Genomic DNA, 26681 nt, shown 5'->3' with positions numbered 1-26681 from the left:
GTAGACGAAAGCGCTTGGCCAAAAGCCGGCCAGGCGCTAGACATAGAGCATGAGTCTGCTGCGCTTCGCGGCCCGCACGATGCTGGCCAGCTTCTTTGTCGTCAACGGTGTCAAGGCGATGCGTGATCCGGAGCCCTGGGTTGGCCCGACCGAGCCGCTCGCGAAGACCTTCCTGCCGCTGGCGGAGAAGACGCTTCCGCGGCAGGCCGTCGCCTACCTGCCCGAGGACGCCAGGGGCCTGGTCCGGCTGACCGGGTTCGCCCAGGTGGTGGGCGGGCTGAGCCTGGCCACCGGGATCGGACGCCGGCTCGGCGCGGTCGTACTCGCGGTGAGCATGGCGCCGCAGCTGCTGGCCAGCAACCCGTTCACCGGCGAATCCGACGAGGCCGGGGCCGGCAAGGACACCTTCCTGCGCGACATCGCCCTGACCGGCGGGGTTCTGCTCGCCGCGCAGGACACCGAGGGCCGGCCCGACCTGGCCTGGCGGACCAAGAACCGGGCCGAGTTGCTCGGACGCGAGGCCGAGCACACCCGCGCAACCATTTCGCGCGAGGCCGCCCACGCCAAGGCCAGCCTGGCCCGCGAGGGCAAGCGGGCCGCCCGCAAAGCCAAGAAGGTCGCGAACAAGGCCACCAAGACGATCGAAGGTGCCCTGAAGTGACCCCGCTGGCGGCTCCAGAACGTTCTGGGCCGCTGCGGGCCAGCATCGTCGTCCCCGGCTCCAAGTCGGCCACCGCGCGCAGCTACCTGCTCGCCGCTCTGGCGGACGCGCCGAGCATGCTGAGCGGCGTCCTGGACGCCCGTGACACCCGGCTGATGCGGGCCGCGCTGACCTCGCTGGGCGTGGGGTTCGTCGACCTCGGCACCGATCTGGTCCGGGTCGAACCGCCCACGACGTTCACTGCCGCCGATGTCGAGGTGGGCCTGGCCGGCACGCTGATGCGGTTCCTGCCGCCGGTTGCCGCGCTCGCCGACGGACCTAGCCGCTTCGACGGCGATCCCCAGGCGCGGCTGCGTCCGGTGGCGCCGCTGCTGGATGGGTTGATGCAGGCCGGCGTCCGGGTGGAGCATCCGCAGGCGCTGCCGTTCGCCGTGCATGGCACCGGGGCCGTGCCCGGTGGGCGGGTGCGCATCGACGCGTCCGGATCGAGCCAATTCGTCTCCGGTCTGCTGCTGGCCGGTGCCCGTTTCGACGGCGGCCTCGACCTCAGCCACGCCGGCGGCACGTTGCCGTCCCGGCCGCACATCGGGCTGACCGTGGCGATGCTGCGCGACCGCGGCGTCCGGATCGATGCGAGCGAAGGCGCCGACCGGTGGCAGGTGGCTCCCGGCCCGATCTCCGCCCGCGACGAGGCCATCGAACCCGACCTGATCAACGCCGCCACCTTCCTGGCGGCCCCGCTGCTGGTCGGCGGCGAGGTGACCACCGCCTGGCCGCGGCACACCGTGCAGGCGGCCGACACGATTCTCCAGGTGCTGGCCGCTCTGGGCGGCACCGTCCGGCGCGACCCGGAGTCGGTCAGCGTGTCCGGTGAGGGCGTCGTCCGCGGCGCCGACCTGGACCTGTCGGCGGCCAGCGAGCTCACCTGCATCGCCACAGCACTGCTGGCGGTGGCGGACGCACCGGGCAGCATCCGCGGCGTGGCGCACGTCCGGGGTCACGAGACCGACCGGCTCGCCGCGCTGGAGACCGAGATCAACGCGCTCGGCGGACGTGTCGAGCAGACCGCGGACGGTTTGCGGGTCACGCCGCTGCCGCTGCACGGCGGCGTCTTCCACACCTATGCCGACCACCGGATGGCGCACGCCGGGGCGCTGCTCGGCCTCGCCGTCCCAGGGTTGCGGCTCTCCGACATGAGCTGCACCACGAAGACGCTGCCCGATTTTCCCGGCCTGTGGGCCACCCTGGCGGGCCGCGAGTGAGTCGCCGGCTGCCGAGCGGGGCGATCACCGAGGACGATCACGCCGGCTTCGGACGTCCGCCCCGCCGGACCCGGCCCCGGACCAAGGACCGGCCCGACTACTCGGACGCCCCGCAGGCGATCGTGACCACGATCGACCGCGGCCGCTACCGCTGCCTGCTCGGGGACGTCGCGCTGACCGCCACCAAGGCCCGCGCGCTGGGCCGCAAGGGCGTCATCGTCGGCGACCGGGTGGCGGTGGTCGGCGATCTGTCCGGAGCCGAAGGCACCCTGGCCCGGATCGTCGAGGTGCTTCCTCGGCGCACCGTGCTGCGCCGCACCGCCGACGACACCGACCCGTTCGAACGGCCCATCGTGGCCAACGCGGACCAGCTGGTGATCGTCACCGCGCTGGCCGACCCGCCGCCGCGGACCGGGATGATCGACCGGATCCTGGTGGCCGCCTACGACGCCGGTCTCGATCCGGTGCTGTGCCTGACAAAAGAAGACCTGGCACCGGCGGACGACTTGGTCGCCGCCTACGCCCCGTTGGACGTCCCTGTCGTCACGGTGCGTCCCGGTGCCGATCTGACCGCGCTGCGGGAGCTGCTGCGTGACCTCACCAGCGTCTTCATCGGGCACTCCGGGGTGGGCAAGTCGACGCTGGTGAACGCGCTGATTCCGGGGGTAGACCGGGCCACCGGCGAGGTCAACGAGGTCACCGGACGCGGCCGGCACACGTCCACCGCGGCGATCGCGCTGGAACTGCCCGAACATGCGGGCTGGGTGATCGACACCCCCGGCGTCCGGTCGTTCGGGCTGAGCCACGTCACCCGCGAGTCGATCCTCGCCGCATTCAGCGACCTCAGCCAGCTGATCGCCGACTGCCCCCGCGGCTGCACGCACGGCACGGACGCCCCCGAATGCGCCCTCGACACCGCCGTCGCCGAAGGCCGGCTGGCGGCCAAGCGGCTGGAATCGTTCCGCCGCCTGGAGGGCGCCTGGCTGGAGCGGCCGGCGTCCGGGTGAGGTCCGTCCGAGCGTCGCCGAGCGCGGCCAGCCGCTGAACCGCTAGGTTGAGGCATATGGCGGAGCAGAGCTACCTGGACGACCTTCGACTTGCCCACATGATGGCCGACAACGCCGATTCGTTGACCATGAGCAGGTTCAAGGCACTCGATCTGAAGGTCGACTCCAAGCCCGATCTCACCCCGGTCAGCGACGCGGACGTCGCGGTCGAGGACACCATCCGCCGCACCCTGAAGACCGCCCGGCCGCGCGACGCCGTCCATGGCGAGGAACGCGAGGACACCGGCTGGGGGCCGCGGCGCTGGGTGATCGACCCTATCGACGGCACCGCCAACTTCGTCCGCGGCGTCCCGGTCTGGGCGACGCTGATCGCGCTGATGGTCGAGGACCGGGTCCGGGTCGGCGTGGTCTCCGCTCCCGCCCTGGGCCGCCGCTGGTGGGCGAGCGAGGGTGGCGGCGCGTTCTGCGGCAAGACCCTGCTGCAGGGCCAGCCCTGCCGGGTCTCCGCGGTGGGCAGCATCGAGGACGCCTCGCTGTCGTACTCGTCCATTCACGGCTGGGTGGCGACCAGCCGCGGTCAGCAATTCGTCGACCTGATGCGCGGCTGTTGGCGGACCCGCGCCTACGGCGACTTCTGGAGCTACATGCTGCTCGCCGAGGGAGCGGTCGACATCGCCACCGAGCCCGAGCTCGCCTTGCACGACATGGCCGCCCTGGACGTCATCGTCCGCGAGGCCGGCGGCCGGTTCACCAACCTGGACGGCGTGGACGGCCCCCGCGGCCCCGGCGCGATCGCCACCAACGGCCTGCTGCACGACGCGGTCGTCGACCAACTCGCCGAATAGCCCCCTTCAAGCCCGTACCCGGGGACGGTTCTTCCGGTCACCAGAGGGACCGTCCCCAGTGACCTTGAGAACCACCCCCTCCGGTTGTGTGTGGACGGTTCGCGACCTATAGTCCACATGGACTAGTCAATCCGGGATATACGAACGGACCTCGCATGAAGGACGCCTGCCGGCTCACCCCGCTCGGGGTGATGGTGCTGGCGCTGCTGCGCGAGGGCGATATGCACCCTTACGAGATGATCCGGCTGATGCGGCAGCGTCATGGAGACCGCCTGGTGCCGGTCACCAACGGGACGATGTACCACACCGTTGCCCGGCTCGCCCGCGCCGGACTGCTCGCCGAGGTGGGCACCGACCGCGACGGCAACCGGCCCGAACGCACCACCTATTCGCTGACCGTCGACGGACGAGACGCGGTGGCCGACTGGGTGCGCCGCGAACTCGTCCGCATCGACCGTCCGGCGGAGTTCCGGGTGGCGCTGGCCGAGGCGCACAACCTCGATCGCCACGAGGTCGTCCAGCTGCTCACCGCGCGCCAGGCGACCCTGACCGCCGAGCACACCATGCACCGCGAGGGCCTGCGCGCGTCACGGCAGCGCGAGGTCCCCGAGCAATACCTGATCGAGATCGACCGCCAGGCCGCCCTGCTGGACGCCGAACTGCGCTGGACAGCGGCGTTCCTCACCCGCCTGGACAACACCACCATCGCCTGGGGCCCGCCGAACCACAGCGTTCCGGCCAGCGGCCCCGCCCATCGAGAGGCACCACAGCCATGAGAAGCGAACAAACCCGGACCGCAACGCCCGAACCTGGCACCGTCGGACGCCGCGTCGCCGAACCCGGCAGCGCCGTCCCCACTGGAAAGCCGGCACCGAACGGCCACGACCACCATGCCCAAGGCCCCAGCAACCCGTGGCCCGCGCTGTGGGCTCTGGTCGTCGGCTTCTTCATGATCCTGGTCGACACCACGATCGTCTCGGTGGCGAATCCCGCCATCAAGGCGGCCCTCGACCCGACCACCAACAACCTCGACAACGTGGTCTGGGTGACCAGCGCCTACCTGCTCGCCTACGCCGTCCCGCTGCTGATCACCGGACGCCTCGGCGACCGGTTCGGACCGCGCACCATCTACCTGATCGGGCTGGCGATCTTCACCCTGGCCTCGCTGGGCTGCGGGCTGTCCAGCACGCTCGGCATGCTGGTGGCGATGCGCGCCGTGCAAGGCCTCGGTGCCGCGATGATGACCCCCCAGACGATGGCGGTGATCACCCGCACCTTCCCGCCGGACCGCCGCGGCGCGGCGATGGGCCTGTGGGGGTCGACGGCCGGTGTCGCGACTCTGGTCGGCCCGCTGGCCGGCGGACTGCTGGTGGACGCCTTCGGCTGGGAGTGGATCTTCTTCGTCAACCTGCCGGTAGGGGTGATCGGCTTCGTGCTGGCCTGGGCGCTGGTGCCGAAGCTGCCCACCCATCCGCACCGGTTCGACCTGCCGGGGGTCGTGCTCAGCGCGGCCGCGCTCTTCCTGATCGTGTTCGGCCTGCAAGAGGGCGAGGCCTATTCCTGGGGCGTGATCTGGGGACCGATCTCGGTCTGGAGCATGATCGTCACCGGCGTCGTCGTCCTCGGCCTGTTCATCTGGACGCAGGCCCGCACCCGCAACGAGCCGCTGGTGCCGTTGGAGCTCTTCGGCGACCGCAACTTCTCGGTGTCGAACCTGGCCATCGCCACGGTCGGCTTCACGGTGACCAGCATGTCGCTGCCGCTGATGTTCTTCATCCAGCTGGTGCTTGGGCTCAGCCCCACCCAGGCCGCGCTGCTGATGGTGCCGATGGCGGTGCTCTCCGGCGTCCTGGCGCCGTTCGCCGGACGGCTGCTGGATCGCACCGATCCGAGGTTCCTGCTGGTGCCGGGCCTGCTGCTGACCGCGGGCGCGCTGTTCTGGTACGCGGCGTTGATGCGTCCGGACACCTCAGCGTGGATGTTCCTGTTCCCCTCGGCGGTGATGGGCCTGGGCAGCGCGGGGATGTGGGGACCGCTGGCCACCACCGCGACCCGGAACCTGCCGCCCCGGCAGGCCGGGGCCGGCGCCGGCATCTACAACACCACCCGCACGATCGGCTCGGTGATCGGTTCGGCCGCCATCGCGGCATTCATGCAAGGACGGCTGGTGGCCAACCTGCCCGGCTCCGCCGAACACAGCGGCGGCTTCAGTTCGGGCACCCTGCCTGCCTTCGTCCGCGACGGCTTCTCAACAGCCATGGCGCAATCGGCGCTGCTCCCGGCGTCCGTGCTGTTGATCGGCGTCGCGGCAGTCCTCTTCCTGCGCCGCCCGCAGAGCCTCAAACAGCCCTATCGTCCGGCCCGCGCCATCGAGCCGGCGTCTCGCGCACTCCGCTGAACCCTGCCATCGCCGATGGCCCGGGACCCGGTCTGCCGACCAGGCCGGGTGTCGCCCGCGTCCGATGTCAGACGCACCGGCCACAATGTCAGTAGCCGATGAAGGGAAGTGCCGTGCCTACTGACACTCGCGCGGGTGCCCGCACGTTTCGACTGGACGAGCTGGCCGAGTTGGCCTGGGCCGGCACGTTGCGAGTACCGCATTTTCAACGCGACTTCCGGTGGACCCGAAACGACGTCCTGCAACTCTTCGACAGCATCCACCGCGGATATCCGATCGGGAGCCTGTTGTTGTGGGAGCGGGCCGCTCCCGCCCAGGAGGTTCGGTTGGGGTACCTGCAGATGGACGCCCCCGCGACCGATCGGGCGCTGTGGGTCGTCGACGGCCAGCAACGCGTCACCAGCCTGGCGAACGTGCTTCATCCCGACGGCCACCACGATCCACGATTCGCGGTCGGCTACGATCTGCCCTCGGATCGGATCGTCCCGCTACCCGCGATTCCGTCCGCTTCGATCATTCCGATTCCGGTCATCTTCGACTTGACCGAGGTGCTCACCTGGTTTGCGGAGCACCCGGAGGTTTCCGAATGGCGTGACGCGGCGTTCCGGCTGGCTCGTGACCTGCGCCAATTCTCCATTCCCGCATACCAGGTCGTCCAGGACGACGTGACCGTACTGCAGAACATCTTCGATCGCATGAACAACTCCGGGAAGCGACTCACTCGCGCCGAGGTGTTCTCAGCTCTCACCGCGGGAACAGATGGCCAGGCGTCGCAACAACTGACTATTCAGCGGGTTGCCGAAGAGGTCGAGGCACGGCTGGGCTTTGGCCAGATCGACGACGACACCGTCTTGCGATGCATTCTCGCTCGCCGTGGCCCGGACATCCAGCGCGAGATACGCAACGAGTTCGATCCGGACCGCACCGGCCGTGTGGACTTTCCCGGCGAATCCCAGGACGAGGCATATCGCCGCGGTCGCGACGCCCTCGCACAGGCCGTCGAGTTCGTGATCCGATCAGGTATTCCCCACTTCTCGATGCTCCCGTATCGATACCTGCTGATCGTCTTAACGCGGTTCTTCGGACTCCACCAGGAGCTCACCCCCGCGCAGGAGCGGCTCCTCAAACGCTGGCTGTGGCGCGCGGCGTTCGCCGGGCCGTCCATCGACAAGGGCAGCACCACCGGCGTCACCCGGTCATTCGCCGGGCGGATAGACCGAGGCCCGGTGGAGGAGTCGCTGCGGGGGCTGCTCGAATTGGTCGGCACCACCCGGCCCGCCTTGCCCGACCTGTCCCGGTTCAATACCAACCACGCCGCAACCAAGCTCGTGCTCTGCAGCTGGTGGCGATTGCACCCGCGCAATTGCTCGACGGCCGAACCATTCACCCGCGAAGAACTGGCCGAGGCGATCGGCGACGGCAACACCGCTGCTCCAGCCGTTCAGGTGGCATTTCGTCGATCGGCTCTCGATCCGGCGGTTCGCGACTGGGCGGCGAATAGGCTGCTCATGCCGGCGATTCCGGACGGAGCACTGGAGGCGGTCTCCGCGATCACCCAGCCACCGCTCACCATCTCGTCCGACGACTGGCGGCAGGTACTCGCCTCGTACGGCATAGAGGGCGAGGCGTTGGCCTGTCTGGACGCCGGCGATCACACCGGGTTCATCCACGCGCGTCACGCGGCGCTCGCGGCACGACTCGATGAGTTCTCCGCGACGCAATGCGAATGGGATTATGAAGATATCGGCGACCTCGGTCTGCTCGACTTGGACGAGGAATTCAGCGGAGCCGACCAGACATGACCGGTATTCAGCAGAACTACTACGGAGTGTGGCTCCATGAGTATCGTGTGGGCACCTTGTCGCAGAAAGGTGATCATACCCGATTCGTCTTCGACGAAGACTATCTGAACTCGGCCAATCGACCCGTCCTGGGCTTGCATTTCGAACAAGACTTGACCGCGAAGCATTCGCGCGCGCTGCGCCTTCCGGAATGGTTCTCCAATCTTCTGCCGGAAGGCATACTGCGCGATTGGATCGCTCGCGATCGTCAAGTCTCCCCTACCCGGGAGATGGAACTCCTGGCACAAGTCGGTCACGACCTCCCCGGAGCCGTTCGCGTTCGCGAGATCGACTCGCCTACCGCAGACACCGAACAGTGGCCGGAGATGGACACGAGCGACCCTGCCGGATCTTCCCCGCCCGGAACCTGGAAGTTCTCCCTGGCCGGCGTCGCTTTGAAATTCTCGATGCTCCAAGACCGCGATCGATTGACGTTGCCAGCCGCCGACCAACGCGGGGACTGGATCGTCAAGTTGCCCGACCGTGAATTCCCACAGGTTCCGCGCAACGAGTACGCAATGATGCGGCTGGCCGCCTTGGCAGGTATCGACGTGCCGCAGGTGGAACTCGTCCATCGAGACTCAGTCGACGGACTTCCCGAAACGGTCTGGCCCACGGGCGAAGAGTGGGCATATTCAATCCGGAGGTTCGATCGCACCGCGACCCGCGGTCTGATCCATATCGAGGATCTTGCCCAGGTCCGAAATTTCTTTCCGGAACACAAATACGACGGCACATTCGAAACGGTGGCCGCCCTGATCTATCGCAACCGGCAACTGGCCGACCTGCAAGAGTTCGTTCGGCGACTGACTTTCGGAGTGCTCATCGGGAACGGCGATGCCCATCTGAAGAACTGGTCGTTGATCTACCGCACGCCGACCCGGCCGCAACTCGCTCCCGCATACGATCTGGTCTCGACCGGTTACTATCGACAACTCTCCGGGCGCGGTGAGGAAGACTTGGCGTTGAAGTTCGGCGGACGCCGCCACTTCGGCTCGCTGTCGCTGGCGTCCTTCGACCGTCTCGACGCCAGACTGGCCCGATCTGGCAGCCTCGCGGAGGTCGCACTGGCGACGGTGCGCTCCGTCCATGCGCACTGGCCACGGATAGCCGACGAAAATCTCGGGTCCTTCCCCGAACTGCGCGCCGACATTGCCGATCGCATCGCGCGGATGTCCCGACAGCTTGGGGCAAGCGACCGCTGAGTGAGCCACCGTAAGGCAGCCGAATGGTCAACCAATCCGAAGCCGAGGGATCGCGGCGATCAAGGCACGCGTGTAATCGGCGGACGGCTGGGCGAACACCTGCTCGGAGGGACCTTGCTCCTCGATCCGGCCGGCGCGCAGCACCACCACCGAGTCGCACAGGTGTCGCACCACCGACAGGTCGTGGCTGACGAAGATCAACGTCAGCCCGCGGGCGGCCACCAGGTCGGCGAGCAGGTTGAGCACCTGGGCGCGGACGCTGACGTCCAAGGCCGAGACCGGTTCGTCGGCGATCAGCACCCGCGGATCGGGCGCCAGCGCCCGGGCGATCGCGATCCGCTGGCGCTGGCCGCCGGAGAACTCGTGCGGGTACCGGGACGCCGCGTCCGCCGGCAGGTCGACGGCCTGGAGCACCTCGCGGAGCCGGACGCCGGCGTCCACCGGTTCCAGCGCACCGCGCAGATGCCGCGACCGCAACGGCTCGGTGACGATCGAGCCGACCGTCATCCGCGGGTTGAGCGAACTGCGCGGATCTTGGAAGACCAGTTGGACGGCGGCGCGCAGGAACCCGAGCCGGGGTTCCCGCAGCCCGCTGATCTGCTGGCCCTCGAAGGTCACCGACCCGGACGTCGGCCGGTCCAGCGCGGCCATCAGCCGGATCAGGGTCGACTTGCCCGACCCGGACTCCCCCACGATGCCGAGCCGCTGACCGGCCCGCACCTGCAGGCTCACCCCGTCCAGCGCCCGGACGCGGCCGTCGCGTCCGAAGACCCGGGTCAGGTCGGTCACCTGGTACAGCGGCCGGTCGGCAGGCTGCGGGCTGTCGGCGCTCATCGTGTCACTCGCGGGTAGAAGTCCTCGACGGTCGGCAGCCGCTGACCGGGCGGCAGCTGATCGATCCGGGCCGTGACGACCAGCCCGCGCGTGTAGGGGTGTTCGGGCGCGGTGAACAGCTTCGCCACCGGGCCGGCCTCGACGATCCGGCCGTCCAGCATCACCAGGACGTCGCTGCACACGTGCGAGACCACCGCCAGGTCGTGGCTGATGAACAGGCAGGCGGCGCCCTCAGCGGTCAGCACCTCGTCGAGCAGGGCCAGCACCCGAGCCTGCACGGTGACGTCGAGCGCGGTGGTCGGCTCGTCGCAGATCACCAGGTCGGGCGAGTTGATCAGCGCCATCGCCATCAGGCACCGCTGCCGCTGCCCGCCGGACAGCTGATGCGGGAAGCTGTCCGCCACCCGCTCGGCGTCGGCCAGGCCGACCCGGCCGAGCATCTCGATCACCCGTGCCCTGGTCGCGCCGGCGCGCTCGGAGGCGTGCAGCCGGAGCACTTCGGCGACCTGGCGTCCGACCCTCATGGTGGGGTCGAGGGCCGTCATCGGCTCCTGGAAGACCATCGACACCAGATCGCCGCGCAGCCGGGCGTGCGCCGCGTCGTCCAGCCCGATCAGTTCTCGGCCGGCGAGCCGCACCGAGCCGGCGACCTGCGCGTTGTCCGGCAGCAACCCCAGCACGGCCAGCGCCGTCACCGTCTTGCCCGAGCCGGATTCGCCGATGATGCCGAGCCGCTGCCCGGCGTCCAGGGTGAACGAGACGCCCTCGACGGCGACCCGGCGCCGGCGTCCGAAGCTGACCGAGAGGTCGGTGACCTCGAGCAGAGTCATCGCACCTCCCGCAGCCGGGGATCGAGCAAATCGCGCAGTCCGTCGCCGAGCAGGTTGAAGCCGAGCACGGCCGCGGCGATCGCCAGGCCCGGCCAGACCGCCTGCAGCGGCGCGTTGAACATCACCGTCTGCGCGTCGCGCAGCATCCGGCCCCAGGTCGGCACGATGGCGGCGGTGGACAGTCCGAGGTAGCTCAGCGCGGCCTCGGCCAGGATCGCCATCGCGAAGGTGACGGACGCCTGGACGCCGATCAGCGGAGCGATGTTGGGCAGCACATGCCGTACCGAGACCCCCGCCCACCGGGTGCCGGACGACCGGGCCGCCAGCACGAAATCGCTGCTCATCACCTGCAGCGTGCCGGCCCGTGTGACCCGCGCGAAGCTGGGAATGGTGGCCAGCCCGATGGCGGTCATCGCGGTCACCGGCGAGGCCCCGTACCGGGCGGCCAGCAAGATCGCCAGCAGCAGGGCGGGAAAGGCGTAGGCGACGTCGGTCAGCCGCATCACGATCTCGTCCAGCCACTTCGGCCCTTGTCCGGCCAGCATTCCGAGCGGGACGCCGAGCAGCGCCGCGATGCCGACCGACACCACGCCGACCACGATGGTGGTCTGCGCACCGATCAGGATACGGCTGAAGACGTCGATGCCCATGCCGTCGGTGCCGAGCAAGTGCTGGGCGCTGGGGCCTTGCAGGCGCTGGCCCGGCGTGACCAGGGTCGGGTCGAACGGCGTCCAGACCAGCGAGACGACGGCCATCGCCAGCACGGCGCCGACCAGGGCGGCACCGAGCCACAGACCGGCCCGCCTCATCGCGCCCGCTCCGTCCGCAGCCGCGGATCGATCCAGGCGTACGACAGGTCGACCAGGAAGTTGATCAGCAGCACCGAGGCCGCCAGGAACATCACCACGCCCTGCACGATCATCAGGTCGCGCTGGGACACCGCGGCCAACAGCTGGCTGCCGAGGCCCGGCAGCGCGAACACCTGCTCGATCACGATCGCGCCGACCAGGACAGCGGACAGCTGCAGCCCGACGACGGTGACCAGCGACAACGCAGCGTTCCGCAGTCCGTGCCGCAGCAGCGCCGGGAACGGACGCCAGCCGACCGCCCGCGCGGTGCGGTAGTAGTCCTCGCTGAGCACCTCGATGAAGGCGGACCGGACGTAGCGCACCAGCACCGCCGACTGCACGATCGCCAGCGACACCACCGGCAACACCAGATGGGACGCCCATTGCACCGGGTTGACGGTGAGCGGCACATATCCGTTGGCCGGCAACCAGCGCAGGCCGACCGCGAAGATCAGCACCAGCACGATCGCCGCCCAGAACGCCGGAACGGCCATGCCGAGCTGGGACAGTGTCGAGGCGACGAAGCCCTGCCACGACCGGCGCTTCATGGCGGCCAGCATGCCGACCGGAATGGCCACCGCGATCGACAGCAGCAGTGAGAAGACCACCAGCCACCAGGTGACCGCGATCCGCGGCGCCATCAGTTCGATCACGCTCCGCCGGTCGAAGTAGGAGTAGCCGAAGTCGCCGTGCAGCATGCCGCCGAGCCACTCCAGGTACCGCTGCGGCCACGGCCGGTCGAGCCCGAGTTGCGCCGTCAAAGCATCGATCTGAGCCTGTGTGGCGCCCTCGCCGAGCATGATCGCGGCCACTTGACCGGGCAGCGCCGAGCAGACCATGAAGACCAGCAGGGACGCGCCCAACAGGCTCACCGCGAAGATCGCGAGCCGTCGCCCGAGGAAGGCCAGGATCGGCACGGAGGGCTCGTCAGCGGTTGGCGATCGTGGTCAGGTCGAAGCTAAGCGCGGCCGCGTTCTGCGGGACGCCGGTGACCGTGTTCTTGGTGATCACCAGATTGGGCAGGTCGAACAGCCAGACCGCCGCGGCGTCCTGAGCCAGCGTCCGGACGGCCTTGCGCATCAGCGGCACCAGGTCGTCCGCAGCCGCCTCGTCGGCGGCCTGGAACTGCTTGTTGAAGGTGGGATTGTCGTAGTGGAAGTAGTAATCGGGGTCGGTGAACCGGCGCAGGTCGCGGGCCTCGACATGGGCGACGATGGACATGTCGTAGTTGCCGCCGTTGTGCACGTCGTCCAGCCAGGTCTCGAAGGCGAGCTCGTCCACGGTCACCTTGACGCCGATCTGGCGCAGCGCGCTCTCGACGAACTGCGCGCTCTTGGTCGCATAGGGAAGGGTCGGCACCCGCAGCTTGAGCGACAGGTTGGTGGCCTTCGCCTCGGCCAGCAGCTTCTTGGCCTCCGCCTGGTTGTAGGCGTTGATCGAGGTCAGGTCCTCGTACCACGGGTCGGTGGGCACCGCCATCGAGCCGATCAGCGTCCCCTTGCCGTTCCAGACCGTGTCGAGCAGCGACCTCTTGTCGATCGCCATCGAGATGGCCTTTCGCACCCGGACGTCCTGGAACACCGGACGGGCGTTGTTCAGCGCCATCACCACCTCGCCGGTGGTGGTGCCATCGATGACGGTGAACCGACTGGTGTCGCTGAACTGGTCGACGGCGTCCGGAGCCTGCAGGTTCGAGATGACGTCGATGTCACCGGCCAGCATGGCGGCGTTCATCGCGTTGGCGTCCAAAAACCGGAAGGTGACCGAATCCAGGCGCGGCGGCGTCCCCCAGTAGGACGTGTTCGCAGCCAGGACGACGCTCTGGCCCTTGTTCACGCTCTGCAGCACGAAAGGGCCGGATCCGGCGGGCGTCGTGTCGAGGGCCGCCAGGCCGGCCGGGTCGTAGATGATGCCCGCGGTCGAGCTGATGTCGTACAGCCACAGGTTGGAGGGCTGGTTGAGGGTGACCTTGACGGTCTGATCGTCGACCGCCTCGGTGGACTTCACCACCGCCATCTGATCGACCAGGGACGACACGATGGTCGGGTCGGTCTTGATCCGGTTGAAACTGGTCACCACCGCCTGGGCGTTGACCGGCTTGCCGCTGGCGAAGTGCGCGGCCGGGTTGAGCCGGAAGGTGTAGACGAGACCGTTCGCGCTGACGTCCCACTCCTGCGCCAGCCACGGCCTGAGGTCGCCCGCGGCGTCCATCTTCACCAGCGTCTCGTAGACGTTGTAGAGCAGCACCTGCGGAATGGACGCCGCCGCCGAGGCGCTCGGGTTCATCGTCGGCGGCTCGAGGGTCGCACCGACCACCAGGGTGTGCGCCGCCTGCGGCGGCGAGTTCGTGGGTTGCTGGGCCATACAGCCGGACAGCAGTGCCACAGTGACGAACAGTGCCGCCCAACGCCATCCCCGGCGTCGCGCGGTTGCAGTGGTCGTGCTGGAGACCATCGGCCCTCCTCGTAGCCCTGCCCCCGGCCGGGGCAGCGGATCGCCGGAAGTCTAGCCGAGCAGCGCCCCCGCGCCCCGGTGCCGCGTCCGCCTCGATGCTGGCCGATTTGGGTCTGGTGGAGGTCTCCCCTATAGTTGATCGAGCGACGCGGGGTGGAGCAGCTCGGTAGCTCGCTGGGCTCATAACCCAGAGGTCACAGGTTCAAATCCTGTCCCCGCTACGAATTTCAGGCTCGGTTCCCGCTGGGAACCGAGCCTGAAAGCTTTCTAGACTTGACTCGGTCATCACATAGTCATCACTTACTCGTACGACAGGTGTGCGCGGCGTCCCCTTCGGGACGCGGGCATGGAGCGTCTCGGGACGTTTCGGAGCCGGGCGGTTTGCCCGGCGCACCTGTCTGGCATGAAGACGACACTGCAACCGGCCAGCGGCCTTGTTCCGCTGATGAGTATCGAGGACCTTGCCGAGTTTCTCGGCGTGCCCGTCGCGACGATCTACGACTGGCGCGTGGGCGGCAAGCGTGCGTGCGGCGTCCGTGTTGGACGCCATGTGAAGTTCACCCAAGCCGACGTGCTGGCTTGGATCGACGCCCAGCGCGAGGTCCGGCCCGGCCAGCCACGCGAGGGCCGGTGATCTGAGACGGCACGTCCACGCACCGATGTCGGCACCTTCGGCCAGTTCACCTACATCACCGCCCACAACGGCAAGGTCAAAGCCCGGGTGAGGTTCCGCGACGACGACGGGCAACTCCGGCTCGTCCAAGCCACCGGCGACACCCGCACCGCCGCGGAGCGGGCGTTGAAGAAGAAGCTGACCCACCGGGACAAGTTCTCGGCCGGGAGCCGCGACCTGTCGGCGGACAGCACCTTCGGTCGTCTCGTGGAGGTGTGGCTCGCCGACCTCGATCTGACCGGAAGGCTCGCGGTGAGCACGCGGGGCTTGTATGAGCGGAACATGCGGCAACTCGTCATGCCCGCGTTCGAGCATCTGCTGTTGCGGGAGATCACGGTGCGCAAGGTCGACCAGTTCATCAAGGCGCTCGCGGCGAACAAGTCCTACAGCATGGCCAAACAGGCCCGCACCGTGCTGAGCCTCGCGCTGGGGCTGGCAGTCAGGTACGACGCCTTGCGGGAGAACCCGGTGCGCAGCATCGCGGTGCTGCACAAACCGCCGTCACAGGCGATGGCACTCACGTCCGCCCAGGTGGACGCGATCAGGGCTGCTGTCCGAGGTTGGCGACGCGGTACGGGTTTGTCGGGGCCGAAGCCGGACGGGCAGTTGGAGCAGATCATCGAGGTCATGCTCGGCACCTCGGGCCGCATCGGGGAAGTGCTGGCGATCCGCAAGTGCGACGTCGACGTCACGGTGACCCCGGCACGGGTGCGCATCTGCGGAACGATCATCTCCCCGACAGGCAAGCCGACCTACCGGCAGGCACATCCGAAGACGGAGAAGTCGACTCGTGTGGTGTCGGTGCCCAGCTTCACCGCCGAGGTCATCCGTCAGCGACTGGTGGTGCTTGCCGACGAGCCGGGGGACCATCTGCTGTTCTTCAGCCGCAACCACACGCCCTTGACGACGAACAACGTACGCCGCCGCCTCCGGACCATCCTGGAGGAAGCAGGCATCGAAGGTGTCACGCCCCACGCCTTCCGCCGCACCGTGGCCACGGTCTTGGATCGAGCCAGCGGCGCCGACCTCGCGGCAGACATGCTCGGTCACACGTCCTCGAAGATCACCAAGCAGCACTACATCGAGCCCGACGAGACCGTGAACCCGGTGACGGCCGAGCTTCTCGAAGCCCTCGCTCCCAAGGAGCGTCGGGGGCACACGGCATGATGGGAGGTAGCAGTTCGCGGGTGGTGCCGTTCCCGGCACGAATCGTCCGGGAAAGCACGACACACATGATCGGAGTTTCATGAGTCCGCCCGCAGGGCCAGGTCAAGTCAACGTCCTCAAGACCCACTACACCCGCGTGGGCACCGGCCCGGTCGCGTTCCTCGACGAGACCTATCACGTCGAGCAGGACGGCCGCCGGCGCTTCTACGTCATGGCAGCGGTGGTCGTTCTCCACGAGGACCGTGACCCGCTGCGCGACGAGCTCGACTCGCTCGTGCCAGATGGCTGGTGGCACACCACTGACGAACTGCGCACCGAGGAAGGGCGCGAACACGCCCGGTCGCTACTCCGGACATTCCGCATCCCTGACGAGACCTGCGTCATCGTCGACAAAGTCGCCCTGGACGCGGAAGACGAGGACGGCACCCAGGCCCGTGGAGCCGTCCTCGGTCGGCTCCTGACTGCGGTGCACACCGCCGAGTTCGGATCGCACCCGCCGGTCAACCTTGCCGTGATCGAGGAGCAGCGCGAGGCCCGTAAGAACAACTTCGACCGCTCGGTCAGGAAGCATCTCATCGCCGACAAGGCGATCAGCGAGTCGATGGCACTGGCGTCAGTCTCGCCCGGCTCAGAGCACCTGCTGTGGCTGCCCGACCTCGTGTGCAGCGCTTACCGGCAGAAGTTGCTGTTTCGGCGCGACGAACTGTTCGGCGAGATCGAGGAACTGACCCATGTCATCCAACTCGACTGAGAAAGAAGCAACCCCCGGCTGCCGTAGCTACACCGGGGGCCAACCTGACTCACGAACCCGAAGGCAAGAAGTCGAAGCCTTGCTGACACAAGGATAGATCACGGCTCAAGCTGCTGTCCATCGGCGGCACTCGTGAGAATCGCCAGAGCGCTGTCGGTGGTGCGACGGTCAGGCATCGGAATCTGCTCGGCGAGGGCGTGCTCACCGAGAGACTCCAAGAGCGCCCGCAACCGTGCCCGCACCTTGCCCGGCTCAGTCTGCGAACCGCGCGCCAGACGGTCGGCACGCAACTGCCCGTTGCGGATCAGTTCACGGAACCGCTCCCACGCCTCGGCCGGAGGCACCTCGACTGTGCGCTCCCACTGGTCGAGGGCTTCGAGCAACGCCACCTCACCCGAGCCAAGCTCGGCCTCCACGCGGGCGCGGCGCGCCGGTCGCGCATAGAAGTCGATGTCGTAGGTGGACTCTGGTGCGCGGTGCGGCACCGCGATGTGTGCCTTGCGGGGCACCTGAGTCGATACCCGGAGACGATTGGACGCATCCAAGCCTGTCGGCCCCACCCCCGGTCCGGGGGCGAGTTCGGCGATCACCAACTCTGTCCGGGGATAGCTCATCCCCAGCGGAGTCTTGTTCCCGCGCCAGTAGAGACCGCGACGGATACGGCGAAGCTCACCAGCCTCCACCAGGTCGGCCAGCAAGTGCAGCGTCGTCGAACCGGACGTCGCAAGATCCGAGGGCCGCCAGAACCCATTGCGTGAGCCCATGATGCGGTCGCGCTCCTGCGCGGCCGTGGCGCGGTCACGAGTGATCGTGGGCATGGCAACCTCATTCCTGCAAGACGATACGGGAAACATCCCTACGATCAGGGTACATCAAGATACGAGAAACGTCCTTAGCTGCTGCGGAGAGCAGCTAAGCCTTGACCAACCCCGCTGTTCGTCTCCGCGAACTCGCCACTTCCGATCGCGCTGAACCTCGCACTCGCGCCACTGCCTATCGCCGGCGCCGCACCGCTCTACGCCCGTCCTCGGCTCCGCCGACCCCAAAACGAATGAATGAATTGAATGAATGAATGAATTGAATGAATGAATGAATTGAATGGACGCATGCTACCGGCGGGCCGTAGTGCGCACCTCCCTCACGAGACGACTCGTGAGGGAGGCCAGCGTGAAAGGCGGCGTGCGCTTGTTTCACGGCAGCGGTGCTGCCGCCCGTGCCTATGTCGAGGCCGATCGCTCCCGTGCTGACGAGTACTACCTCGGCGCAGACGACGCAGTGGCCGAGTACGCCGTGATCGACGCGACCGGCGAAGTCACCGCCACCCGCTCCCTGACCGCCGACGAGTAGGAGGCGTGGGTGGATTGGGTGAACCCAGAGACCGGGGAGTCGATGAGCATCCCGCGTAAGCCTGGCGCGGTGCGTCGGGGCTCGCCGTTGTTCGCAGAGATGGTCATCAACGCCCCCAAGTCGCTGTCTGTCGCCGCTGCACTCCACCCCGACGTGTCCGACGCCCTCGATGTAGCGCAGCGGGATGCGGCGCGGGAGATTCAACGGTTCCTCGGCCTGCATTCGGTCACGTTGGCGGGGCCGCGCGGCGCGCAGGAGGTGCTGCCGGTCGAGCACATGCAGACCGTGGCGATCACGCACAAGACCTCGCGTGCTGGTGATCCCCACCGGCATGTCCACTTCCAGATCGGTACGAGGGTGTGGGCGGGCGGGAAGTGGCGGGCATTGACCACCGCAGCACTGTTCCAGCAGCAGGGAGCGATCCGTGCCCTCGGCACGGCGGTGATCGCCGCACACCTACAGCTCGCCGCCACGCTCTCCGAGCATGGCCTGACCCTCGACCCCGTATCCGGGGAGGTGGTCGAGTTGGAGCCGTTCAACGCCGTCATGTCGAAGCGGTCGGCCCAGATCAGACGCAACCTGGAACGCATGGAGGCCGAGTGGGAGACGGCGCATCCCGGTGAGACACCTGGCCCGACATTGTCGGCGAGGATGCAGCATGTCGCGTCGGCGTGACGTTCACAGCAGAGCCGCAACCCGAGACACAGACGCCAGGGCGATTGTCGGCCGTTCGACGTACACTCGAAGACATGACACCCGACACCGCCACTCTGATCCGAGACGGCCTCGCGCTCGACGCCGATCAGCGCGCGGTCGTCGCTAACGCCCTGCTCGAAAGCCTCCATGATGCAGGCGACGCGAGCGAGGTCGATGCGGCCTGGCGTGCCGAGGCCACCCGGCGACTGGCCGAGGTGCGTGAAGGTACGGTCGAGCTAGTGGATGCTGACGAGCACTACGAGCGTTTGCGGGCCTCGCTCACCGCATGACCCGCCCCCAGCGGGAACACCCCGAGGCCGTCGCGGAGTTCGACGCCGCCGTGCGCTGGTACGAAGAGCAGGAACCACGGATCGGTCTTGCCCTGATCGACCGAGCGCGGCAAGCCCGGAAAGACCTCGACCAGTGGCCGAACGCCGCCCCACCATTCACGACCGCTGACGATGGCACCGTGATCCGCAGCAAGGCTATTCGCGGATACCCGTACCGCATCGTCTACACGGTCGAGCCGGACACGATCCTGATCCTCGCCTACGCGCACGAGCGCCGAGAGCCGGGCTACTGGCTCCACCGACTGAACGACTGAACAGCAGGCAGCATCGCCGCAGCCAGAGCTTCGGCAAGCGCCACGAGTCACCGATACACTGGAACCGCGCAGACGCGCACGATCACAGGTGAGTGCGTTTGCAGAACCTCGGCTATGCGGTCACCGCCTACGGAGTCCAAGGAGCGACCGTCGATGTCTCCCACACGGTCCTGTCCGATGCCCTCGATGCCGCTGGGGTCTACGTCGGCATGACCCGAGGACGCCATGCGAACCTGCTCCACATCGTCGCCGCTGACATGGACCACGCAAAGGAGCAGTTCACCGAAGCCCTCACCCGTGACCCTGCCGACCGAGGACTCGTGGTAGCGACCACCGCAGCACGCGAGGACGTCGCCGGGCTCGTCGCCCACGGCCCGGTCGCCGAGGTCAATGCCGAACGCGCCCGGCTGTAGCGACGTGCGGCAGTCATTCGGTCATGAGGAGACTGCTCACGGTGGTGCCGATTCGGCCCCACCAACGGTTCCGCCGACTCGGCGGAGCCGTTACGACTTGCGGAAACGTGATTCAGACGGTTCGCTCGAATCGATCGCGCCGGGCCAGCCGACGGTGGTGAGGAGTCCTCACCACCGAACGGTTCCGCCGAATCGACGGGACCGTTCCATCTGACCCGGTGGTGCGGAGTCCGCACCACCGTCAAGGACGCTCGTGAGAACTTCGGTGGTGGTGAGTCACCACCACCAGAGACATCCCCAACGGGGCCGCCGATTCGGCGGCCCCGTTGACCCCGGCCCGAGCCGAGGGAGCGGTGGTCATGGAGACACCCATACATCGAAGGCGCGCCTCATCGAAGCGGTTGTCAAGCGCCAAATCTCCTGCCCTGCAAGGGTTTTCAGCAACGTTCGATGACAGTCAAATACAACCGTCGACAACCAATGACGAACGGCAACGAAACCCCATACGCCGTCATCTCAGCATGTGACCACAGGGCGAAAGGCGTGGTCTCGCAGGATTACGTCGGCCACCGTCGATAGGTTTGTCCTTGTACTTGCAGGACACCTTCGAGAGAGCGACACCAATGAGTCGAATGGGCGACACGCTTCCAGCTCCAGGCTCCGTGTTGCTCATCCGCGACGAGGAGTGGCTGGTCACGCGCGCCGAGCGCGCGAGCGATGGCGAGTGGTTCGTAACCGTCCAAGGCGTCTCGGAGTTGGTCAGGGACACGTCGGCGACCTTCTCGACGGCCTTGGACGAGATCCAACTGCTCGATCCCGCTGAGGCGAAGGTTGTCGCCGACGAGTCGCCGGGTCACCGTCGGTCGAGGCTCTGGCTCGAAGCGATGGCTCGCAAGACGGCTGTTCCGATCACCGACCCGGCGCTGACGGTCGCGACACAGGGGCTCGCTGACAGCCTCCCGTACCAACTCGCAGCGGTGCGCAAGGCACTCGCTCCCGATAACCTCCGTCCTCGCATCCTGCTCGCCGATGCGGTCGGTCTCGGCAAGACGCTGGAGATCGGGATGATCCTCTCCGAACTTGTCCGGCGTGGGCGCGGCGAGCGCATCTTGATCGTCACGCCAAGGCACGTCCTGGAGCAGATGCAGTTCGAGATGTGGACTCGCTTTGCACTGCCGTTCGTCCGCCTCGACTCGCTCGGCATCCAGCGCATCCGCCAGAAACTGCCCGGCAATCGTAACCCGTTCGCCTACTTCAAGCGCGTTGTCATTTCGATCGACACGCTCAAGAGCAACCGCTACATCAGCCACCTGCGCAAGCAGCACTGGGATGCGGTTGTTATCGACGAGAGCCACAACGTCACCGGAGCCTCGCAGAACAACCGCCTTGCCCGTCTGCTGTCCAGCCGCACCGACGCTCTGATCCTTGCTTCGGCGACTCCGCACAACGGCCGCAAGGAATCCTTCGCAGAGCTGATTCGGATGTTGGAGCCCAGCGCGGTCACTCCCGACGGCGATCTGGTCGAAGAGCAAGTCCAGCGCCTCGTCATTCGGCGGCACCGCCACAGCGAAGAGGTCGCCAGCTACGTGGGCGGTGATTGGGCCGAACGCCTACCGCCGGACAACCAGATCATCAAGGCGTCCGCCATCGAGAACGAGATCGCCCACGAGCTCGACGAGGTGTGGCTCCACCCGTCGAGTGGCAAGAGCCCCTACTCTGGGCCGAACTCGTCACTGTTCCCGTGGACGCTGGTCAAGGCGTTCCTGTCGTCACCGGCCGCGCTGCTCGTTTCGGCTTCCGAGCGACGCAAGCGCCTCGGCCACGACTTGTCCGCCGCAGAACAGGTTGAGGAGGCTGCCCTCAAGAGGCTGGAGGAGTTGGCCCAGCGCGGCCTGACTGAGCCGACGGCGAAATACGACGCACTGCGTGCGCATCTGTCCGACATCGGAGTCGGCAAGCGTAAGGCGATGCGCGCCGTTGTGTTCGCCGAGCGCGTGCCGACGCTTCACTTCCTTCGCGAGAAGCTCTGCAAGGACTTCGGCTTCAAGGCGGACGAGGTTGAGGTGCTGCACGGTGGCCTGACCGACACTGACCAGCAGGCCGTCGTCGAGTCCTTCAAGTTGGAGTCTTCATCCATCCGCATTCTGGTCACCGGCGATGTCGCCTCTGAGGGTGTCAACCTCCACCTTCAGTGCCATAACCTGATTCACTACGACATTCCGTGGTCTCTCATCCGCATCCAACAGCGCAACGGCCGCGTCGACCGCTACGGGCAGAAGCACCAGCCACGCATCACCACGCTGCTTCTCGACCCTGACATCGAAAACTCGCTCGGCGACCTCCGCGTGTTGACCCGACTGATGGAACGCGAGCATGAGGCTCACAAGGCTCTCGGCGACTCTGCGTCGCTGATGGGCAAGCACGATGTGAAGACCGAAGAGGACGAGATCCGCAAGGTGCTCGCTGGCCAGCAGAGCTTCGAGGACACCGTCAAAGAAGTCAGCCAGGTCGGTGCTGGCGATAGCTTCGACGACCTCTTTGCACGACTCATCGGCGACGTCGAGGACGGCGGCGGACAGTCGGTCAGCGACGGCCCGACCACGGTTTACGACGCGGACCTCGACTTCCTCAAGGACACCCTCAACGAAGTACTGGAGACTCCCGGCCTTCCGTGGCCCGACGGCGTCTCCTGGAGGGAAGAACCGACCCATCAGATCGCCGACCTTGCCCCGTCGCCCGATCTGCGCAGGCGGCTGGAAGTGTTGCCGCAGTCGTACATCAAGGACCGTGAGGTCACAGAGCGGCTCCGCCTCGCGACGACGCTCGGTCGTGGGCAGGCATCATTGGAGGCAGCTCGCGGGGCTGGTCAGCACACGCTGTGGCCCGAGGCTCACTATCTCTCACCACTCCACCCCGTGCTGGAGTGGGCGGCAGACCGTGCGCTTGCCCAACTCGGCCGCAACCAGGTGTTTGCAGTCCACGGACCAGTAGACGAGGTCTCCGTCCTTCTACACGGGACGCTGAGCAACCGACGTGGTCAGGTCGTCGCCTCATCGTTCCTGCTGACGAAGTTTGTGGGTGGCGGGCCGGACCAACTCGCCTTGAGTGAGCCGCATCCGAGCCTGAGAAGCGCACTGGAGGCTCTCGGCATCGCCAGCAATCACGTCAACTCCGGTTCGCCCAAAGACCTTGATCGCCTGACGAAGTACGTCGCGCCGGCCGTCCGCCAAGCCCGCAAGACCCTCTCGGCTGTCGTCGATGCGGCCGAGAAGGACACTCGCGCTCGCGTCGAGGCATGGGCAGCCCGCGTCAACAAGTGGGACGACGAGGCCGATGCGCTCGTGCAGCGTTCTGAAGTCAGGGAGCGTCGCTCTCTGGTGGTCGGTGAGAAGGAGATCGCCGAGTCCCTGCTTCCCGATCAGCGGTTGGTTCGCCCGTTGCTGGTCGTTGTGCCGAAGGAAGGTGCCAAGTGAGCGTGAGCGACGCGATTCTGATCGGTGAGGACTGGATCAGCGAGCACTACTTCACCACTGACGCGACGCGCCAGTCTTTCAAGGCCCAGGTGCTCGCGCGCCGCAAGGTGTGGGACGAGCAGAAGGACGCGGGCTCGGTTCGTTCCCGGTTCACCGCGGCACGCGGCTCGCTCCTGTCGCGGCTGGCCTCACTCAACGACGACCCTGACCTGTCCGGCGAGATCCGCAAGGACCTGATCGACGTTCTTGGATACAACGCACTTGGCCTGACCAGCACGGTGGCCGGTCCGGTGACCTTCGTCCGGCAGGTGAGCCTGACGGACGGCCCGGGCGTCGTGCTTGTCGCCGCCGCGCCCGTCGAAACCGCTGACGACTTATTGGAGAAGGACGTCGCGACGCTTGCCGAGCCGTACGACGTTGACGACTCCACCCAGATTCACTCAGTCTCCCGACTGCTGTCGGCACTGTTCGTCGAGGATGACGCCCCCGACTTCGCACTCGTGCTCGCAGGACGGATCGCGCTCGTAGCCGAACGCGAGCGCTGGCCGGAGGGCCGCTACCTCGCTATTGACCTCCAACTTGTCAGCGAACGAAACGACGACAAGAAGGGCGGCGAGACCGACACCGCCCTGACGTGTGTCTCCGCCGAGTCGTTGGCACCGGACCCCGAGGGCAACATCTGGTGGCACAACGTCCTCGAAGAGTCGATCAACCACACCGTCGGGGTCTCCCAGGACCTCCGTGAGGGTGTGCGCCTCTCCATCGAGATCATCGCGAACGACGTGGTGACCCGACGCGCAGCCAAGGGACTTCCACCGCTCCCCGAGAGCGAGGCGCAGCCGCTCGCGAAGCAGTCGTTGCGGTTCCTCTACCGAATTCTGTTCCTGCTCTACGCCGAGGCATCACCAGAACTCGCCGTGCTCCCGACAGGTGCACCGGAGTACGAGCAGGGCTACAGCCTCGACCGGCTCCGTGACCTGATCCAGACACCGCTAACCTCGCCGCAAGCCGAGACCGGCTCCCACCTCTACGAGTCGCTGTCGGTTCTGTTCAAGCTTGTGGACCAGGGCTACACACCGACGGAAGCCGAGCAGGACGAGGGTCTCCTGCAAGCCCTCACCTTCCGGTCCCTCAAGGCCGACCTGTTTCGCCCCGAAGCCACCACGCTGATCGACGAGGTCAAGCTCAGCAACGTTGAACTCCAGCGCGTCCTCCAGCACCTGCTCCTCAGCAAGGAGAAGCGCGGCAGCGATCGAGGATTCATCTCGTACGCCGAACTCGGCATCAACCAACTCGGCGCGGTCTACGAGGGCCTGATGTCCTACACAGGACGGTTTGCCGAAACCGACCTGTACGAGGTCGCGAAGGGTGGAGACGGGTCGAAGGGCTCGTGGCTGGTTCCCGTCGATCGGGCCAGCGGCATCGACGACAAGGACTTCGTCCGCTACGAGGACCCGATCACCAGCGAGAGCAAGCCGGTGCTCCACAAGACCGGCTCCTTCGTGTTCCGACTCGCTGGTCGCGAGCGCCAACAGTCGGCCTCGTACTACACGCCGGAGGTGCTGACGAGGTTCACAGTCAGCCAGGCACTCGAAGAGCTGCTCGACCAGGACGACACACCAACCTCGGCTTCTGACATTTTGTCCATGACGGTCTGCGAGCCCGCACTCGGGTCGGGCGCGTTCGCCATCGAAGCCGTGCGGCAACTGGCAGCCGAGTACCTCGCCCGTCGCCAAGACGAGCTGGGCGAGCGAGTCGACCCGGAGGAGTACCCGAAGGAACTCCAGAAGGTGAAGGCGTACCTCGCGCTCCACAACGTCTACGGCGTGGACCTCAACTCCACCGCCGTCGAACTGGCCGAAATCTCGCTCTGGCTCGACACCATGATGGCGGGCCTGCAAGCACCCTGGTTCGGCCTCCACCTCCGTCGCGGCAACTCGCTGATCGGCGCGCGCCACGCCGTCTATCCGCGCCACCAGGTCGAGAAGAAGCGCGCATGGTTGAAGGCCGTCCCGAACGATGTCCCGATCACTGACCTTCCCGACGACGTGACCGAAGGACGGGACGGTGCAGCGAGCGGCAGCGTCCACCACTTCTTGCTGCCAGCCGAAGGCTGGGGATCAGCGATCAACGCCAAGGAGGCCAAGGAACTCGCCCCCGAAGCGCTGGCGAAGCTGAAGCAGTGGCGCAAGCAGGTGCTCGTTCAGCCGACCAAGACACAGGTCGACACCCTCGTCGGCCTCGGCCGCCGCGTCGAAGCGCTCTGGCAACTCACATGGCGTCGGCTCTCGATCGCGGAGAGCGAGGTACGACGCTCGATCGACGTCTGGGGCGCAGATGGCCTACCAGTTGGTGGCGCCGTCACTCGCGAGCAGATCGAAGAGAGCCTCGCGAACCCGAACGGCGCCTACCGTCGCCTACGTCGCGTCATGGATGCCTGGTGCGCCATGTGGTTCTGGCCGCTGACGGAGGAGACTGCACCGCCGTCCTTCGACGAATGGATCGAGGCGCTCCAGAAGCTCCTCGGCCGAGTCGGGAACATCAAGAAGCAGCACGTCGGTCAGTTGTCCCTGGCATCTGCTGCGAGCTGGGACGACCTCGATGTTGCCGAAGAGAGCGACCTGGGCTTCGCGATGGTCAGCGACGTCGCAAAGATTCTCGAAGACCACCCTTGGGTGGCTGCTGCCGAGCGGGTCGCAGCGCAGCAGGGCTTCTTCCACTGGGAGCTCGACTTCGCCCCGGTCTTCTCGCGAGGCGGCTTCGACCTCCAGGTCGGAAACCCGCCCTGGGTCCGCCCACGTTCCGATGTCGAGGCACTACTCGCCGAGGCCGACCCGTGGTGGCAACTCAAGTCCAAGTCGACCGCGACCGAGGACAAGGCGCACCGCGAGGCCGCACTCGCCATCCCTGGCACTCGGGAACTGCTGCTCGACGGCACCGCTGACGTTGCGTCGATTGCGGCCTTCCTCGGCGACGGTGCTCAGTACGCGCACCTCGTCGGCCTTCAGCCCGACCTCTACCGCTGCTTCATGGAGCAAACCTGGCGGCACGCCAAACCAACAGGTTCGGTCGGCCTCATCCACCCGGAGACCCACTTCACCGACGAGAAGGCCGGGCTGTTGCGCTCGGCGACCTACCGGCGGCTCCGTCGACACTGGCAGTTCATCAACGAACTGTCGCTCTTCGAGGTCCATCACCTCGTGAGCTACGGCGTGCACGTCTACGCGGACGGCGGCGAACCTGGGTTCCTTCAGGCGACGTCGCTGTACCATCCGGACACGGTCGAGCGGTCGCTCAAACATGATGGTTCAGGAACTGAGCCCGGCCTGAAGGACGACGACGGCAAGTGGGACCTCCGTCCCCACGCCAGCC

General features: G+C 67.1%; 24 protein-coding genes, 1 tRNA gene and 1 pseudogene. 20 read left to right on the top strand and 6 right to left on the bottom strand.

The window, feature by feature from the left end; genetic code table 11:
• Positions 1-49 precede the first annotated feature (49 nt).
• The 8 genes from QM619_RS02895 to QM619_RS02860 all read left to right on the top strand — a co-directional run bounded on the left by QM619_RS02895 (position 50) and on the right by QM619_RS02860 (position 9219).
• Positions 50-661, top strand: a complete 612-nt coding sequence (locus tag QM619_RS02895; RefSeq protein WP_415104123.1) for a DoxX family protein — start codon at positions 50-52, stop codon at positions 659-661.
• Complete coding sequence (aroA, locus tag QM619_RS02890) at positions 658-1923, top strand: 3-phosphoshikimate 1-carboxyvinyltransferase (protein ID WP_415104121.1); 1266 nt, start codon at positions 658-660, stop codon at positions 1921-1923. The genes QM619_RS02895 and aroA overlap by 4 nt, the downstream gene beginning before the upstream one ends.
• On the top strand, positions 1920-2930 hold the full coding sequence (gene rsgA / locus QM619_RS02885) for a ribosome small subunit-dependent GTPase A (protein WP_415104119.1): 1011 nt from the start codon (positions 1920-1922) through the stop codon (positions 2928-2930). Before aroA ends, rsgA begins: the two co-directional genes overlap by 4 nt.
• A gap of 56 nt (positions 2931-2986) precedes the next feature.
• Positions 2987-3775 (top strand): inositol monophosphatase family protein, encoded by a 789-nt coding sequence (locus QM619_RS02880; RefSeq protein WP_415104117.1) that lies wholly within the window; start codon positions 2987-2989, stop codon positions 3773-3775.
• A 155-nt stretch (positions 3776-3930) separates the two neighbouring features.
• Positions 3931-4551 carry a PadR family transcriptional regulator gene (locus QM619_RS02875; protein ID WP_415104115.1) on the top strand — a complete coding sequence of 207 codons (621 nt, stop codon included), beginning with the start codon at positions 3931-3933 and terminating at the stop codon, positions 4549-4551.
• Positions 4548-6173, top strand: a complete 1626-nt coding sequence (locus tag QM619_RS02870; protein ID WP_415104113.1) for a DHA2 family efflux MFS transporter permease subunit — start codon at positions 4548-4550, stop codon at positions 6171-6173. The genes QM619_RS02875 and QM619_RS02870 overlap by 4 nt, the downstream gene beginning before the upstream one ends.
• A gap of 113 nt (positions 6174-6286) precedes the next feature.
• A complete protein-coding gene (locus QM619_RS02865; RefSeq protein ID WP_415104111.1) occupies positions 6287-7975 on the top strand; it encodes a DUF262 domain-containing protein in 1689 nt (562 codons plus the stop codon).
• On the top strand, positions 7972-9219 hold the full coding sequence (locus tag QM619_RS02860) for a type II toxin-antitoxin system HipA family toxin (protein ID WP_415104109.1): 1248 nt from the start codon (positions 7972-7974) through the stop codon (positions 9217-9219). Before QM619_RS02865 ends, QM619_RS02860 begins: the two co-directional genes overlap by 4 nt.
• A gap of 27 nt (positions 9220-9246) precedes the next feature.
• Here the strand turns inward: QM619_RS02860 and QM619_RS02855 are convergent, their stop codons facing one another.
• From QM619_RS02855 to QM619_RS02835, 5 genes are read right to left on the bottom strand one after another with little or no spacing between them, the layout of a single operon-like run.
• A complete protein-coding gene (locus QM619_RS02855) occupies positions 9247-10053 on the bottom strand; it encodes an ABC transporter ATP-binding protein (RefSeq protein WP_415104107.1) in 807 nt (268 codons plus the stop codon).
• Complete coding sequence (locus tag QM619_RS02850) at positions 10050-10883, bottom strand: ABC transporter ATP-binding protein (RefSeq protein ID WP_415104105.1); 834 nt, start codon at positions 10881-10883, stop codon at positions 10050-10052. Before QM619_RS02850 ends, QM619_RS02855 begins: the two co-directional genes overlap by 4 nt.
• Positions 10880-11692 (bottom strand): ABC transporter permease, encoded by an 813-nt coding sequence (locus QM619_RS02845; protein WP_415104103.1) that lies wholly within the window; start codon positions 11690-11692, stop codon positions 10880-10882. The genes QM619_RS02850 and QM619_RS02845 overlap by 4 nt, the downstream gene beginning before the upstream one ends.
• A complete protein-coding gene (locus tag QM619_RS02840; RefSeq protein ID WP_415104101.1) occupies positions 11689-12648 on the bottom strand; it encodes an ABC transporter permease in 960 nt (319 codons plus the stop codon). Before QM619_RS02840 ends, QM619_RS02845 begins: the two co-directional genes overlap by 4 nt.
• A 10-nt stretch (positions 12649-12658) precedes the next feature.
• Complete coding sequence (locus QM619_RS02835) at positions 12659-14185, bottom strand: ABC transporter substrate-binding protein (protein WP_415104099.1); 1527 nt, start codon at positions 14183-14185, stop codon at positions 12659-12661.
• Positions 14186-14332: 147 nt separating this feature from the next.
• On the opposite strand from QM619_RS02835, the gene QM619_RS02830 reads away from it, so the two are divergent.
• The 4 genes from QM619_RS02830 (at position 14333) to QM619_RS02815 (ending at position 16776) form a co-directional block, all read left to right on the top strand.
• Positions 14333-14406, top strand: a tRNA-Met gene (locus QM619_RS02830).
• A gap of 182 nt (positions 14407-14588) precedes the next feature.
• On the top strand, positions 14589-14819 hold the full coding sequence (locus QM619_RS02825) for a helix-turn-helix domain-containing protein (RefSeq protein WP_415104097.1): 231 nt from the start codon (positions 14589-14591) through the stop codon (positions 14817-14819).
• A 165-nt stretch (positions 14820-14984) separates the two neighbouring features.
• On the top strand, positions 14985-16025 hold the full coding sequence (locus tag QM619_RS02820) for a tyrosine-type recombinase/integrase (protein WP_415104095.1): 1041 nt from the start codon (positions 14985-14987) through the stop codon (positions 16023-16025).
• Positions 16026-16104: 79 nt separating this feature from the next.
• The gene (locus QM619_RS02815; RefSeq protein ID WP_415104093.1) at positions 16105-16776 is read left to right on the top strand and encodes a hypothetical protein; all 672 of its coding nucleotides are present in this window, start codon (positions 16105-16107) and stop codon (positions 16774-16776) included.
• A 98-nt stretch (positions 16777-16874) separates the two neighbouring features.
• Here the strand turns inward: QM619_RS02815 and QM619_RS02810 are convergent, their stop codons facing one another.
• Entirely contained in the window at positions 16875-17594 is a 720-nt protein-coding gene (locus tag QM619_RS02810; RefSeq protein ID WP_415104091.1) for a hypothetical protein, read from the bottom strand.
• 349 nt (positions 17595-17943) lie between these two features.
• Here QM619_RS02810 and QM619_RS02805 point away from each other — a divergent pair, with 349 nt between their 5' ends.
• From QM619_RS02805 to QM619_RS02770, 8 genes and pseudogenes are all read left to right on the top strand, one after another.
• On the top strand, positions 17944-18123 hold the full coding sequence (locus QM619_RS02805) for a hypothetical protein (RefSeq protein WP_415104089.1): 180 nt from the start codon (positions 17944-17946) through the stop codon (positions 18121-18123).
• Between the two features lie 9 nt (positions 18124-18132).
• A complete protein-coding gene (locus QM619_RS02800; RefSeq protein ID WP_415104087.1) occupies positions 18133-18798 on the top strand; it encodes a relaxase domain-containing protein in 666 nt (221 codons plus the stop codon).
• A gap of 74 nt (positions 18799-18872) precedes the next feature.
• Entirely contained in the window at positions 18873-19109 is a 237-nt protein-coding gene (locus QM619_RS02795; RefSeq protein ID WP_415104085.1) for an addiction module protein, read from the top strand.
• Positions 19106-19423, top strand: coding sequence for a type II toxin-antitoxin system RelE/ParE family toxin (locus tag QM619_RS02790; RefSeq protein WP_415104083.1), 318 nt, complete (start codon positions 19106-19108; stop codon positions 19421-19423). The genes QM619_RS02795 and QM619_RS02790 overlap by 4 nt, the downstream gene beginning before the upstream one ends.
• 92 nt (positions 19424-19515) lie before the next feature.
• A complete protein-coding gene (locus QM619_RS02785) occupies positions 19516-19836 on the top strand; it encodes a hypothetical protein (RefSeq protein WP_415104081.1) in 321 nt (106 codons plus the stop codon).
• A gap of 632 nt (positions 19837-20468) precedes the next feature.
• Positions 20469-21356 (top strand): annotated as a pseudogene (locus tag QM619_RS02780) (DEAD/DEAH box helicase); the annotation flags it as partial.
• Positions 21357-21422: 66 nt separating this feature from the next.
• Positions 21423-23309 (top strand): C-terminal helicase domain-containing protein, encoded by a 1887-nt coding sequence (locus tag QM619_RS02775; protein WP_415104151.1) that lies wholly within the window; start codon positions 21423-21425, stop codon positions 23307-23309.
• Positions 23306-26681: class I SAM-dependent DNA methyltransferase (locus QM619_RS02770; protein ID WP_415104079.1), on the top strand; the 3376-nt coding region annotated here is incomplete at its 3' end. The genes QM619_RS02775 and QM619_RS02770, both read left to right, overlap by 4 nt.

Source organism: Micropruina sp., assembly GCF_047606665.1.
Classification (GTDB): domain Bacteria; phylum Actinomycetota; class Actinomycetes; order Propionibacteriales; family Propionibacteriaceae; genus Micropruina.
Note: the sequence above shows the minus strand (reverse complement) of the source record. Positions and strands in the feature narration are given on the sequence as shown.

Excerpts from the sequence above, each read along its gene's own strand:
- QM619_RS02895 (WP_415104123.1), top strand. The coding sequence starts at position 50 with ATGAGTCTGCTGCGCTTCGCGGCCCGCACGATGCTGGCCAGCTTCTTT.
- QM619_RS02880 (WP_415104117.1), top strand. The coding sequence starts at position 2,987 with ATGGCGGAGCAGAGCTACCTGGACGACCTTCGACTTGCCCACATGATG.
- QM619_RS02875 (WP_415104115.1), top strand. The coding sequence starts at position 3,931 with ATGAAGGACGCCTGCCGGCTCACCCCGCTCGGGGTGATGGTGCTGGCG.
- QM619_RS02870 (WP_415104113.1), top strand. The coding sequence starts at position 4,548 with ATGAGAAGCGAACAAACCCGGACCGCAACGCCCGAACCTGGCACCGTC.
- QM619_RS02860 (WP_415104109.1), top strand. The coding sequence starts at position 7,972 with ATGACCGGTATTCAGCAGAACTACTACGGAGTGTGGCTCCATGAGTAT.
- QM619_RS02855 (WP_415104107.1), bottom strand. The coding sequence starts at position 10,053 with ATGAGCGCCGACAGCCCGCAGCCTGCCGACCGGCCGCTGTACCAGGTG.
- QM619_RS02850 (WP_415104105.1), bottom strand. The coding sequence starts at position 10,883 with ATGACTCTGCTCGAGGTCACCGACCTCTCGGTCAGCTTCGGACGCCGG.
- QM619_RS02845 (WP_415104103.1), bottom strand. The coding sequence starts at position 11,692 with ATGAGGCGGGCCGGTCTGTGGCTCGGTGCCGCCCTGGTCGGCGCCGTG.
- QM619_RS02835 (WP_415104099.1), bottom strand. The coding sequence starts at position 14,185 with ATGGTCTCCAGCACGACCACTGCAACCGCGCGACGCCGGGGATGGCGT.
- QM619_RS02825 (WP_415104097.1), top strand. The coding sequence starts at position 14,589 with ATGAAGACGACACTGCAACCGGCCAGCGGCCTTGTTCCGCTGATGAGT.
- QM619_RS02815 (WP_415104093.1), top strand. The coding sequence starts at position 16,105 with ATGAGTCCGCCCGCAGGGCCAGGTCAAGTCAACGTCCTCAAGACCCAC.
- QM619_RS02810 (WP_415104091.1), bottom strand. The coding sequence starts at position 17,594 with ATGCCCACGATCACTCGTGACCGCGCCACGGCCGCGCAGGAGCGCGAC.
- QM619_RS02795 (WP_415104085.1), top strand. The coding sequence starts at position 18,873 with ATGACACCCGACACCGCCACTCTGATCCGAGACGGCCTCGCGCTCGAC.
- QM619_RS02790 (WP_415104083.1), top strand. The coding sequence starts at position 19,106 with ATGACCCGCCCCCAGCGGGAACACCCCGAGGCCGTCGCGGAGTTCGAC.